Source organism: Pseudomonas sp. NFPP24 (assembly GCF_900112095.1).
GTDB lineage: Bacteria > Pseudomonadota > Gammaproteobacteria > Pseudomonadales > Pseudomonadaceae > Aquipseudomonas > Aquipseudomonas extremorientalis.
Genome location: NZ_FOKD01000006.1, coordinates 110,052 through 123,474 on the forward strand (window position 1 = coordinate 110,052; position 13,423 = coordinate 123,474).

Below are 13,423 nucleotides of genomic sequence, written 5' to 3' on the forward strand. Positions count from 1 at the left end.
CATGAGCGCCCTTCGAAACCTGCCGGTGCCCCTGGCGCTGGCCATCGCCCTCGCCGGTTGCGCCGGCCTGCCCGACCAACGCCTGGCCAATGAAGCGCTCAAGCGTGGCGACACCGTCACCGCGCAGCAGAATTACCAGCAACTGGCAGACCTGGGCTACAGCGAGGCCCAGGTGGGCCTGGCTGACATCCAGGTAGGCACTCGCGATCCGGCGCAAATCAAACAGGCCGAGGCCACCTACCGTGCGGCAGCGGACACCTCGCCCCGCGCCCAGGCGCGCCTGGGTCGCCTGCTGGTGGCCAAGCCCGGCAGCACCGAAGCCGAACACCATGAAGCCGAAGGCCTGCTGAAAAAAGCCTTTGCCAATGGCGAAGGCAACACCCTGATTCCGCTGGCGATGCTGTACCTGCAATACCCGCACAGCTTCCCGAACGTGAATGCCCAGCGGCAGATCAGCCAATGGCAGGCCGCCGGTTACCCGGAAGCCGGCCTGGCCCAGGTGCTGCTGTATCGCACCCAGGACACCTACGACCAGCACTTGGATGACGTGGAGCGCATCTGCAAAGCCGCGCTGAACACCACCGACATTTGCTACGTCGAACTGGCCACGGTCTACCAGAAAAAAGCCGAGCCGGAAAAACAGGCCGAACTGCTCAAGCAAATGGAAGCCGGTTACAGCCGTGGCACCGTTACCGCACAGCGTGTCGACAGCGTGGCGCGTGTGCTGGGTGACGCCACCCTCGGCCAGCCGAACGAAAAAACCGCTCAGGCCCTGCTGGAAAAAATCGCCCCCGGCTACCCGGCTTCCTGGGTCAGCCTGGCGCAACTGCTCTATGACTTCCCGGAACTCGGTGACGTCGACCAGATGATGAAGTACCTGGACAACGGCCGCGCCGCCGACCAGCCGCGCGCCGAACTGTTGCTGGGCAAGCTCTACTACGAAGGCAAGTGGGTGCCGGCGGATGCCAAGGCAGCCGAAGCGCACTTCGAAAAAGCCGTGGGCAAGGAAGTGGCCGCCGATTACTACCTCGGCCAGATCTATCGCCGTGGCTACCTGGGCAAGGTCTACCCGCAAAAAGCCCTCGACCACTTGCTGACCGCTGCGCGCAACGGCCAGAACAGCGCCGACTTCGCCATCGCCCAGTTGTTTTCCCAAGGCAAGGGCACCAAGCCCGACCCATTGAACGCCTATGTCTTCAGCCAGTTGGCCAAAGCCCAGGACACCCCGGAAGCCAATGACCTGGCCGCCCAGCTTGAAGCGCCCTTGACGCCTGAACAACGCGCCCAGGGCCAACGCCTGGTGCAACAGGAACTGGCCGCCCGCGGCACCCTGGCCCAGAGCACGTTGCAACTGCACGCCCTGGATGAAGAAGACGACGGCGAGGAATCCCTATGAAGCTCAACCCATTCGTCAAGGCCGGCATCGGCCTGACCTTCGCCCTGCTGTGGTCGTGCCCGACCCTGGCCGCGCTGACCGAAGCCAAGAACTTCGGCCTGGAAGTCAAAGCCACCGCGCAGTCCGAAGATGACCGCGACCTCGGCACGCAAAAAGGCGGCGACGTCAACGGTATCGGCCTTGACCTGCGCCCGTGGATCTACGGCGAAAGCGGCGCGTGGAGCGCCTATGCCATGGGCCAGGCGGTGGCGTCCAGCGACATCATCGAGACCGACACGCTGCAACAGTCGGCCGATGACGCGAACCAGCAAACCACCAACAACGACCGCAAGGCCAAGAAAAACTACCTGGCCATGCGCGAGTTCTGGGTCGGCTACAGCGGCTTCACGCCCTACCCTGGCGAGATCCTCAAGCTGGGTCGCCAACGCCTGCGCAATGACGACGGCCAATGGCGCGACACCAACATCGAAGCGCTGAACTGGACTTTCGACACGACCCTGCTCAAGGCCAATGTCGGCGTCGCCGAACGTTTCAGCGAATACCGCACCGACCTCAAGGAACTGTCGCCCAAGGACAAGGACCGTCAGCACCTCTACGCCGACGCCGCCTACCAGTGGACGCCCGGTCAGTGGATCGGCCTGCGCGGTCACCACACCCATGACAACGGCAAGCTGGACTACCCGGAACCGGGCGTGCCCACCGACTCGTTGGACAAGCGTGAAAACGGCGACCTGACCTGGCTCGGCATCGAAGCCAACAGCGACGCCTACAACTGGCGCAATACCAACACCGTCAACTACTGGGCCAGCATCACCGGTATGCGCGGCGACCGTGACTCGGTCAATGCCCTGAATGCCGACGGCACCCGCCCGACCAACGCCAAGCGCAGCGACGACGTGAGCGGCTGGGCCACCGACCTCGGTGTGCGCCTGCGCCTTGACCCGCAGTGGCAAGTGGGCGCGGCCTACTCCCGCGCCAGCGCCGAGTACGAGCAGAACGGCCTGCAAAGCAACCGTTCGAACTGGACCGGCACCCAGTCCCGCGTGCACCGCTTCGGTGAAGCCTTCCGTGGCGAAATGAACAACATGCAGGCCATGAGTCTGTTCGGTTCCTGGCAGCTGCGCGAGGACTACGACGCCAGCCTGGTGTACCACAAGTTCTGGCGTGTCGACGGCAACAAGCCGGTGGGCAGCAACGGTATCGATGCGGTGCAGAACAACACCGACGACGTCACCGGCGCGATCCTGTCCAGTACTTCCCTGCCCCTTGAAGATGGCAAGAAAGACCTGGGCCAGGAGATGGACCTGGTGGTCACCAAGTACTTCAAGACCGGCCTGTTGCCGGCTGCGCTCAGCCAGTCGATCGATGAGCCGTCAGCGCTGGTGCGTTTGCGTGCCGGCGTATTCAAACCGGGCGATGCCTATGGCAGCAACGTCGACTCGTACATGCATCGCGCGTTTGTCGACGTGATCTGGAAATTCTGATGGGAGCCCGCCCAATGAATGCTCAAAGCCTACTCGTCGCGGCAATGCTGTTGGCCAGCGCCACAGCGTTTGCCGATACGGCGGCCAAGGCGCCGACCATCGCCAAGGAACTGCAGCAGGCCAAGACCTACACCATCTCCAGCCCGCCTACCGCGCCGCTGGAAATGGCCAAGCCGGCCCTGCCGGACCTGTCGGGCTACACCGCCGCGGCGATGGAAAAAAAGATCGTAAGAACCAAGCCGGGCAAGATCAGCATCCGCCGCATGATGCAGGAAGACGCGCTCAAGGACTTCATCGGCGGTGACAACAAGATGGCCGAATGGGTGGTGCGCCAGCACGGTATTCCCCAGGCGATCTTTGTCGACGACGGCTACATGAACCTCAAGGACCTGCTGGGCAAGGTGCCCAAGCAGTACCTGAGCGAGACCTCGCCGGGTGTGTTCCTGGCCAAGTTGCCGATCGTGGTCGGGCGCAAGGGCATCCTGGAAATCGACAAGAAGACCCAGGAGCTGCGCCTGTCCCAGGAAGGCGGTTCGTTCCTGATCAACGACGGCCAGCTGTTTGTGCATGACACCAAGGTCACCGGCTGGAGCGAAAAGGCCAACGGCCCGGCGCTGTTCAAGTCGCCCAAGGAATTCCGCCCGTTCCTTCTGGCCTGGGGCGGTACCGAAACCTACATTTCCAACACCAAGATGGCCAGTTTCGGCTACGCCAACAGTAAGTCGTACGGGGTGAGTATTTCCCAGTACACGCCGAACATGGCCAAGGTGCTCAAGCGTCCGGAGCCGACCGGCTGGATCATCGATTCCGAGTTCTCGGACATGTGGTACGGCTTCTACTGCTACGAGACCACGGGCTTCGTGATCAAGGGTAATACCTACAAAGACAACATCGTCTACGGCATTGACCCCCACGACCGTTCCCACGGCCTGATCATCGCGGACAACACCGTCTACGGCACCAAGAAGAAGCACGGCATCATCATTTCCCGTGAAGTGAACGACAGCTTCATCTTCAACAACCGCAGCTACGACAACAAGCTCTCGGGCCTGGTGATCGACCGTAACAGCGTGAACAACCTGATCGCCGACAACGAGATCTACCGCAACCACACCGACGGCATCACCCTCTATGAGAGCGGCGACAACCTGCTGTGGGGCAACAAGGTGATCAGCAACCGCCGCCACGGCATCCGCGTGCGCAACAGTGTGAACATCAAGCTCTACGAAAACACCGCGATGGCCAACGGCCTGACCGGTGTGTACGGCCACATCAAGGATTTGACCGACACCGACCGCGACATCGCCCTCGACCCGTTCGACGCCAAGGTCTCGCTGATCGTGGTGGGCGGTGAACTGGCGGGTAACGGCAGCGGGCCGCTGTCCATCGACTCGCCGTTGAGTATCGAGCTGTACCGCGTATCGATGCTGGCACCGACCAAATCCAGCGGCATCAGCTTCTCCGGCGTGCTTGGCGATCGCCAGGAAGAGATTCTCGACCTGCTGGTGCGCCAGCAGAAAGCCGTGCTGATCGACCCTGTCGAACGCCAGACCGAAATGCAGGACTGAGGATGACCCTTATGCACCCACACATGATCAAACTGCTGAGCCTCTCGGGTCTGACCCTCGGCCTGCTCGCGGCCAGCCAGGGCGTACGCGCCGACGACGTCAAGGCGCCGACCTTCACCGCCGAGCCATGCTGCAGCCTGTGCCCGGCCGCCCATGATGCGCGCAACTACACCACGCGCTATCAGCAGAACTTCACCACCCTGGTGCAAGCCCAGGGCGACTGGTTGTTCCGCACCCAGGAAGACCTGCGTACCGAATTCGACACCACCCCGTCCGGCTACAAGCGCATGCAACAGCTGCACGACGCGTTCAAGGCCAAGGGCGTGGAACTGGTGGTGGTCTACCAGCCGACCCGTGGGCTGGTGAACCGCAACAAGCTCAACCCGGAAGAGAAAGCCAAGTTCGACTTCGACAAGGCCCTGGGCAACTACAAGACCATGCTCGGCCGTTTCGCCAAGATGGGCTACGTGGTGCCGGACCTGTCGCCGCTGACCAACGAGCAACTGCCGGAAGAGCTGCCGGCCCACGATTTCTACTTCCGTGGCGACCAGCACTGGACCCCGTACGGCGCCCAGCGCACCGCAAAAATCGTCGGTGCCAAAGTGCGTGCGATGCCCGAGTTCGCGGATATTCCCAAGCGTGAATTCGAAACCAAGCGCTCCGGGCGCATGGGCAAGACCGGCACCCTGCACAACATGGCCGGGCAACTGTGCGGCACCAGCTACGCGATCCAGTACATGGACCAGTTCACCACCGAGCCCAAGGGCGAAGCGGGCGACGGCGACCTGTTCGGCGATTCGGGCAATCCGCAGATCACCCTGGTGGGCACCAGCCACAGCGGCAAGAACTACAACTTCGCCGGCTTCCTGGAACAGGAAATCGGTGCCGACATCCTCAACGTCGCCTTCCCCGGCGGCGGTCTGGAAGGGTCGATGATCCAGTACCTGGGCAGCGATGAATTCCAGAAGACCCCGCCGAAAATCCTCATCTGGGAGTTCTCGCCGCTGTATCGCCTGGACCAGGAGACCATCTACCGCCAGATGATGGCCCTGCTCGACAACGGCTGCGAAGGCAAGACCGCGCAGATGACCGCGAGCACCACCTTGAAACCCGGCAAGAACGAATTGCTGGTGAACAGTTCGAACAAAGACCTGCGTAATGCCAATCACCAGGTCGATATCCGCTTCGCCGATCCGTCGGTGAAAACCCTGCAAGCCACCCTCTGGTACATGAACGGGCGCCACGAGGACATCAAGATCGAGAAACCCGAGACATCCGATACAGACGGGCGTTTCGCCTTTGAACTGCGCACCGATGAAGACTGGGCCTCGCAGAACCTGCTGGCCGTGGAAGTGCAGGGTCCCGAAGCGGGCGCTGCTGCGCAGAAGGTCGAAGCGAAAATTTGCACACGCAACGTATTCCCGGCCGGTGGTCAACAGACCGCTTCAACGGGGAAATGAGGTTACCTATGCAGAAGTTACTGATCCCTACGCTGCTGGGCCTGGCGATGTTCGCAGGCTCCGTCAACGCCGCCGCACCGCTGCGTCCGCCACAAGGCTATTTCGCACCGATTGAAGCGTTCAAGACCGGCGACTTCAAGGAAAACTGCGACACCATGCCGGCGCCCTACACCGGGCCGCTGCAGTTTCGCAGCAAGTACGAAGGCTCGGACAAGGCGCGTTCAACCCTGAACGTGCAGTCGGAAAAAGCCTTCCGCGACAGCACCGCCGACATCACCAAGCTGGAAAAAGACACCAGCAAACGCGTGATGCAGTTCATGCGTGACGGCCGCCCCGAGCAGCTCGAATGCACCCTGAACTGGCTGGTGTCGTGGGCCAAGGCCGATGCATTGATGTCCAAGGACTTCAACCACACCGGCAAGTCCATGCGCAAGTGGGCGCTGGGCAGCATGGCCTCGGCCTATGTGCGCCTGAAGTTCTCCGACTCGCACCCGTTGGCCAATCACCAGCAGGAATCGCAACTGATCGAAGCCTGGTTCAACAAGCTCGCCGATCAAGTGGTCAGCGACTGGGACAACCTGCCCCTGGAAAAAACCAACAACCACTCCTACTGGGCCGCCTGGTCGGTGATGGCAACGTCCGTCGCCACCAACCGTCGCGATCTGTTTGATTGGGCGGTGAAGGAATACAAGGTCGGCGTGAACCAGGTCGACGACCAGGGCTTCCTGCCGAACGAATTGAAGCGTCAGCAACGCGCCCTGTCGTACCACAACTACGCTCTGCCGCCGCTGTCGATGATCGCCAGCTTTGCCCTGGTCAATGGCGTGGACCTGCGCCAGGAAAACAACGGCGCGCTCAAGCGCCTGGGCGACAAAGTGCTCGCCGGGGTCAAGGATCCCGAGATCTTCGAACAGAAGAACGGCAAGGAGCAGGACATGAAGGACTTGAAGCAGGACATGAAATTCGCCTGGCTCGAACCCTTCTGCACCCTCTACACCTGCGCGCCGGATGTGCTCGAGCGCAAGCATGGGATGCAGCCGTTCAAGACCTTCCGCCTCGGGGGCGACCTGACCAAGGTCTATGACCCGACGCATGAGAAAGGCAACAAAGGTTCCTGACGAAACGCGGTAAAACATGTGGGAGGGGGCTTGCCCCCTCCCACAGTTCGAGTCGGTTTCGTCAGTTGGAATGTTGTACGGCCCGCCCCCGATTTTTCGTGGGGGGGTTTGGGGGGGCTCTGGCCCTTGACTGTTAGTTAAACATGGAGAGATCGGGATGGTTTTCTCGTCCAATGTGTTCCTGTTTCTGTTCTTGCCGATCTTTCTCGGCTTGTACTACTTGAGCGGGCAACGCTATCGCAACCTGCTGCTGCTGATTGCCAGCTACGTGTTCTACGCCTGGTGGCGAGTGGACTTCCTGGCGCTGTTCGCCGCCGTGACGCTGTGGAACTACTGGATCGGCCTGAAAGTCGGTGCCGCCGGTGTGCGCACCAAGCCGGCCCAGCGCTGGCTGCTGCTCGGCGTGGCGGTCGACCTGTGCATCCTCGGCTACTTCAAGTACGCCAACTTCGGCGTCGACAGCATCAACGTGATGATGAAGTCGGCGGGCCTTGAGCCGTTCATCCTGACGCACGTGCTGTTGCCGATCGGTATCTCGTTCTACATCTTCGAGTCCATCAGCTACATCATCGACGTGTACCGTGGCGATACCCCGGCAACCCGCAACCTGATCGACTTTGCGGCGTTCGTGGCGATCTTCCCGCACCTGATTGCCGGCCCGGTACTGCGCTTTCGCGACCTGGCCGACCAGTTCAACAACCGCACCCACACCCTCGACAAATTCTCCGAGGGCTGCACGCGGTTCATGCAGGGCTTCATCAAGAAGGTGTTCATTGCCGACACCCTGGCAGTCGTCGCCGACCACTGCTTCGCCCTGCAGAACCCCACCACCGGCGATGCCTGGCTCGGCGCGCTGGCCTACACCGCGCAGCTGTACTTCGACTTCTCCGGCTACAGCGACATGGCCATCGGCCTGGGCTTGATGATGGGCTTCCGCTTCATGGAAAACTTCAAGCAGCCGTACATCAGCCAGTCGATCACCGAGTTCTGGCGGCGCTGGCACATCAGCCTGTCCACCTGGCTGCGTGACTACCTGTACATCACCCTGGGCGGCAACCGTAAAGGCACGCTGACCACCTACCGCAACCTGTTCCTGACCATGCTGCTCGGTGGCCTGTGGCACGGTGCGAACATCACCTACATCGTATGGGGCGCGTGGCACGGCATGTGGCTGGCGATTGAAAAAGCCATCGGCCTCAACACCGCGCCACGCAGCTTCAACGTCGTGCGCTGGGCCTTCACCTTCCTGCTGGTGGTGATGGGCTGGGTGATCTTCCGCGCCGAAAACCTGCACGTCGCCGGCCGTATGTACGGTGCGATGTTCAGCTTTGGCGAGTGGTCGCTGTCGGAACTCAACCGCGCCAACCTCACCGGCCTGCAAGTGGCAACCCTGGTGGTGGCCTACGCAACCCTGGCGTTCTTCGGCCTGCGCGATTTCTACACCAATCGCCCTGCCGAGAAGACCAAGCCGGCCGACCCGAGCCTGATCAAGGCCGTGCCGGGCGACAACCCCGGCAGCATCCACGAGCCCGGCTTCACCGTGGGCCAGGATGCCGCTGTGCAACCGGCCTACTGGACCGCTGACTGGCCACGCTACGCCATGCGCGCTGCGGTGCTGCTGCTGTTCGTGGCGTCGATTCTCAAACTGTCGGCGCAGAGTTTCTCGCCGTTCCTTTACTTCCAATTCTGAGGGAGCCGACCATGACCCGTTCATTACGCGTCCTCTATATCGGCCTGTTCCTGGTGGTGTTGCTCGCCCTGGGCGCCTGGTCGCTGCGCAGCTTCTTCGGCTTCAGCACCAATGCCGACGCCACCGTGCTCAACGGTCGCTGGACCAAGGCGGTCGAGACCCACTACGACGACCAGTTCCCGATCAAGCGCCTGGGCACCAACCTGTGGGCGGCGCTGGACTACAAGCTGTTCAATGAAGGCCGTCCCGGCGTGGTGCTGGGTCGCGATCACTGGTTGTACAGCGACGAGGAGTTCAACCCCGCCGTCAACGAAGACCAGAACCTGGAAGGTAACTACGCGCTGGTCGAAGGCGTACGCCAGAAGCTCAAGGCCCAGGGCATCCAACTGGTGATGGCGATCGTACCGGCAAAGGTACGCCTGTACCCGGAACACCTGGGTGAAGTGAAGCCGGCGAGCATCCACGCCAACCTGTACCAGGACTTCCACGCCCGTGTCGCCGCCGACAAGATCATCGCCCCGGACCTGCTCGGCCCGCTGCAACAGGCCAAGCTCGGCGGCAAACAGGTGTTCCTGCGCACCGACACCCACTGGACCCCGGACGGCGCTGAAATCGCCGCCAAGCAATTGGCCAAGACCATTGCCGCCAAGACCCCACTGAGCGGCGAGCCCCAGCGTTTTGTCACCGAGGCCGAGAGCACCACACCGCACAAAGGAGACCTGCGTCTGTTCCTGCCGCTGGACCCGCTGTTCGAAAACCTGATGCCGCCGCAAGAGCCGCTGCAAAAACGCGTCACGCACCTGGCCGAAACCCAAGGTGACGACGCGCTGTTCAGCGACAGCGAAACCCCGGTGGCGCTGGTGGGCACCAGCTACAGCGCCAACCCCAACTGGAATTTCGTCGGCGCCCTCAAGCAAGCCCTGGGCAGCGACGTGGTCAGCTACGCCGAAGACGGCCACGGCCCGATCCTGCCGATGCTCAGCTACCTGAAAAGCGATGACTTCAAGAACAGCCCGCCCCAGGTGCTGATCTGGGAGTTTCCTGAACGTTATCTGCCCGTGAACAACGAAATCGGTGATGCCGACCCCGCGTGGGTTGCGCAGCTTAAACAAGCCGGTTCGCGCCAACAGAACATGGCCATCAACACTAAATCCGAGACGCCCGACCGGGCGCAAAACTGAAAGAGAGGTAACTCACATGACTTTCACTACAACTCCTCGTCGTCTCGCTAAAACCCTGGCCATCGCAGCCGGTTTGAGCTTCGTATCGATGTCCGCCTTCGCCGGTGGCGACGCCGCCCTGTACGGCCCTACCGCGCCAAAAGGCTCGAGCTTCGTGCGCATCTACAACGCCAGCAACCAGGAAGTCAGCGCTACCGTCGGCGCCACCAACCTGAGCGACGTGGCCCCACTGGCCAGCAGCGACTTCAGCTTCATGCCCGGCGGTGACTACAGCGCCAAGGTCGGCAGCCAGACCGTACCGGTCAAACTCGCTCCGGACCACTACTACACCCTGGTCAACAGCGGCAGCGGCCAGCCACAACTGATCGAAGAACCGCCGTTCAAGAACAAGCAGAAATCCCTGGTGCGCGTGCAGAACCTCAGCGACAAGGCCCTGACCTTGAAAACCGCCGATGGCAAGACGGATGTGGTCAAGTCAGTGGCAGCCAAGGGCCGTGGCGAGCGTGAGATCAACCCGGTGAAAGTAAGCCTGGCGTTGTATGACGGTGACAAGAAAGTCGGCGATGTGAAGCCGGTTGCCTTGGAACGCGGTGAAGCGGCGGTGCTGTATGTGACGGGCTCCGGTTCGAGCCTCTCGCCAGTCTGGGTCAAACGCCCAGTGTCGACCCGCTAAGGCATTTTTCCGGGTTGGTTGAGACCAACCCGGACCGAGACAAAAACAAGAGTGAAACGACAAACCTTCGTAGCTCTGACCCATATCGATTCAAGGAGAAACACCCATGATTCCAGTCATCCTTTCCGGTGGTAGCGGCTCACGTCTTTGGCCGCTTTCCCGTAAACAGTTCCCTAAACAGTTCCTGGCCCTGACCGGTGAACACACGCTGTTCCAGCAGACCCTGGAGCGCCTGGTGTTCGAAGGCATGGACACCCCGATCGTGGTCTGCAACAAGGACCACCGCTTTATCGTCAACGAACAACTGGCCGCCCGTAAGTTGGAAAGCCAACGCATCCTGATGGAGCCGTTCGGCCGCAACACCGCGCCGGCCGTGGCCCTCACCGCGATGATGCTGGTCAACGAAGGCCGTGACGAGCTGATGCTGGTGCTGCCCGCCGACCACGTGATCGACGACCAGAAAGCCCTGCAACGCGCCCTGGCCCTGGCCACCGTGGCCGCAGAGCGTGGCGAGATGGTGCTGTTTGGCGTGCCGGCCACCCGCCCGGAAACCGGTTATGGCTACATCAAGTCCACCAACGATTCGCTGCTGCCCGAAGGCGTGAGCCGCGTCGAGCAGTTCGTGGAAAAACCCAATGAAAAACGCGCCGTCGAGTTCGTCAAAAGCGGCGGTTACTTCTGGAACAGCGGCATGTTCCTGTTCCGCGCCAGCCGCTTCCTCGAAGAGCTGAAAAAGCACGACCCGGACATCTACGACACCTGCCTGCTGACCCTCGAACGCAGCGAACAGACCGCCGATACCGTGTCGTTCGACGAAGCCACCTTCGCCTGCTGCCCGGACAATTCCATCGACTACGCCGTGATGGAAAAAACCCAGCGCGCCTGTGTCGTGCCACTGAGTGCCGGTTGGAGCGACGTGGGCTGCTGGGCCTCGCTGTGGGCGGTCAACGACAAAGACGTCCACGGTAACGTCAGCAAAGGCGACGTGGTGATCCAGGACAGCCGCAACTGCATGATCCACGGCAACGGCAAACTGGTGTCGGTGATCGGCCTGGACAACATCGTAGTGGTGGAAACCAAGGACGCGATGATGATTGCCCACAAGGACAAGGTCCAGGGCGTGAAGCAGATGGTCAACACCCTCAACGACCAGGGCCGCAGCGAAACCCAGAACCACTGTGAAGTGTACCGTCCGTGGGGCTCCTACGATTCGGTGGACATGGGCGGCCGCTTCCAGGTCAAGCACATCTCGGTCAAGCCGGGCGCGTGCCTGTCGCTGCAGATGCACCACCATCGCGCCGAACACTGGATCGTGGTCAGCGGTACGGCCGAAGTGACCTGTGACGAGAACGTGTTCCTGCTCACCGAGAACCAGTCCACCTACATCCCGATCGCCTCGGTGCACCGCCTGCGCAACCCGGGCAAGATCCCGTTGGAGATCATCGAAGTGCAATCGGGCAGCTACCTGGGTGAAGACGATATCGAGCGCTTTGAAGATATCTACGGTCGCTCGACGCCGGTTGAACGTGGCGTTTCAGTGAAAACTATCGCGCAGTAAAACAGTCGTACAAGAAGCCCTCGCCCAGCCCATTGCGTCCCCTATCCGCAGTGGGTTGGGTGGGGGCTTTTCTCGTTCACGGGTTCTCTACACCTATCAGCGGACGGCCCCATTGTGTCCCATCGAGTTGACGCCCCAATTTCTTGGGGAAAAGGCGTTGTAATTGCCGCTGGAGTGATCTTTCCCCGCGTTTTTGAATTGATCCTTGCCAAGTTTTTCAGCGGCCTTCCCTCCCCACATAAGCGCCCCACCTGCGGCTTTGGAGGCAAATCCCCCGGAGTTGGACACCGTCTTTCCGAGCACCTTGGCCATTCCCCCGACAACGGTCAGAGCGGCCCCCTGGGCTTTGTCCTTTTTATCGTTGTAGAGCGGTGGAAAGAAGTACGCATTCAGTTTGTCATTGACGCCTTGCAGAACCGTTTGTCGCAGGTTTGTAAGCCCCATGTTTTGCATACGAGGGAATAGGCGCGAGCTGACCTCCTCCCTGGGGGCTTGATCGATTGTTCCCAGCACGACAGGCGCTGGTACGGATGCAGGTACTACAGGAGAAATCTGCGCAGGAGCGAGGATGTTTGGAATGGCCATGGTGGATCTCACTTCGTAAGATGGCAGTAGGGTTACTGAAGGGCTTACAGAGCGTCTGCGTACCCGGTTTTTTGTAAAAAGACTCCACACTGGTTCGTGTCTCGAAGCCAATAAACACCTGGGGTGGTAGGTTTCAGCGGCGTCGGCAGTCCCACTCGGGCGAGCTCCCGAGGGCGATCGTCGGACGTCCTGCAAGATCGAATTTTTCGGCGCCATGCGCTTGGGCAACCTTGCCTCCCACAATCATCACTAGACCCAAGGCTTTGGAGAGAAGGCCACCACTAGCAGCTAACTTTTGCCCAGCCTCCTGCACGGCTATGCCGCCCACGGCAATACCCACACCCTTGGCGCTCATGTCACAGTTACGCGATTGCAGCATGACTTGCTTCAGGTTTGTCAGCTTCTGAGCCTGCCTACGCGAAAACGGGTGTGATCCTGCCGCGTCAATCGTTTGCGTGAGCGATGCAGGGTGGGACTGCTCAGCCACTTTTGAAGATGTGATAAGCGCGGTCGCCACCGACGCTAGGGAAGAGGTAACCTCAGGAGCAAGAAGGGCTGCAATAGTCATCGTTTATCTCACTTGATCAGACTGCGATAAGTACATCCTGGACAATCCGTACTTCCCTGTTATAGCTCTGTGGACAAAATGCGTGGGCCGGTTCCTCGCACAGGAAAACTGATCCTGCGTTAGGCATCCACACCCGCCCGCG

At 61.0% G+C, this 13,423-nt stretch carries 11 protein-coding genes; 9 read left to right on the forward strand and 2 right to left on the reverse strand.

Features of this window, described 5'->3' with window-relative positions; genetic code table 11:
- The first annotated feature begins 1 nt into the window (after position 1).
- The 9 genes from algK (at position 2) to BM026_RS14490 (ending at position 12,128) form a co-directional block, all read left to right on the forward strand.
- On the forward strand, positions 2–1,396 hold the full coding sequence (gene algK / locus BM026_RS14450) for an alginate biosynthesis TPR repeat lipoprotein AlgK (protein ID WP_093529106.1): 1,395 nt from the start codon (positions 2–4) through the stop codon (positions 1,394–1,396).
- Entirely contained in the window at positions 1,393–2,880 is a 1,488-nt protein-coding gene (locus tag BM026_RS14455; protein WP_092240847.1) for an alginate export family protein, read from the forward strand. The genes algK and BM026_RS14455 overlap by 4 nt, the downstream gene beginning before the upstream one ends.
- Positions 2,880–4,448 (forward strand): mannuronan 5-epimerase AlgG, encoded by a 1,569-nt coding sequence (gene algG / locus BM026_RS14460; RefSeq protein ID WP_071488566.1) that lies wholly within the window; start codon positions 2,880–2,882, stop codon positions 4,446–4,448. The genes BM026_RS14455 and algG overlap by 1 nt, the downstream gene beginning before the upstream one ends.
- 11 nt (positions 4,449–4,459) lie before the next feature.
- Positions 4,460–5,908: an alginate O-acetyltransferase gene (locus BM026_RS14465; RefSeq protein ID WP_092241382.1), complete on the forward strand. Its 1,449-nt coding sequence runs from the start codon at positions 4,460–4,462 to the stop codon at positions 5,906–5,908.
- Positions 5,909–5,916: 8 nt separating this feature from the next.
- Positions 5,917–7,026, forward strand: coding sequence for a mannuronate-specific alginate lyase (locus tag BM026_RS14470; protein ID WP_092240845.1), 1,110 nt, complete (start codon positions 5,917–5,919; stop codon positions 7,024–7,026).
- Between the two features lie 157 nt (positions 7,027–7,183).
- On the forward strand, positions 7,184–8,716 hold the full coding sequence (locus tag BM026_RS14475) for an MBOAT family O-acyltransferase (protein WP_034118206.1): 1,533 nt from the start codon (positions 7,184–7,186) through the stop codon (positions 8,714–8,716).
- An 11-nt stretch (positions 8,717–8,727) separates the two neighbouring features.
- Positions 8,728–9,897, forward strand: a complete 1,170-nt coding sequence (locus BM026_RS14480; RefSeq protein ID WP_092240839.1) for an alginate O-acetyltransferase — start codon at positions 8,728–8,730, stop codon at positions 9,895–9,897.
- 16 nt (positions 9,898–9,913) lie between these two features.
- Positions 9,914–10,570 (forward strand): alginate O-acetyltransferase AlgF, encoded by a 657-nt coding sequence (locus BM026_RS14485; protein ID WP_058422926.1) that lies wholly within the window; start codon positions 9,914–9,916, stop codon positions 10,568–10,570.
- 106 nt (positions 10,571–10,676) lie between these two features.
- A complete protein-coding gene (locus tag BM026_RS14490) occupies positions 10,677–12,128 on the forward strand; it encodes a mannose-1-phosphate guanylyltransferase/mannose-6-phosphate isomerase (RefSeq protein ID WP_071488563.1) in 1,452 nt (483 codons plus the stop codon).
- Between the two features lie 96 nt (positions 12,129–12,224).
- Here BM026_RS14490 and BM026_RS14495 read toward each other — a convergent pair whose 3' ends face one another.
- Positions 12,225–12,713 (reverse strand): hypothetical protein, encoded by a 489-nt coding sequence (locus tag BM026_RS14495; protein WP_139217557.1) that lies wholly within the window; start codon positions 12,711–12,713, stop codon positions 12,225–12,227.
- A 133-nt stretch (positions 12,714–12,846) separates the two neighbouring features.
- On the reverse strand, positions 12,847–13,281 hold the full coding sequence (locus tag BM026_RS14500; protein ID WP_093512415.1) for a hypothetical protein: 435 nt from the start codon (positions 13,279–13,281) through the stop codon (positions 12,847–12,849).
- Positions 13,282–13,423 lie beyond the last annotated feature (142 nt).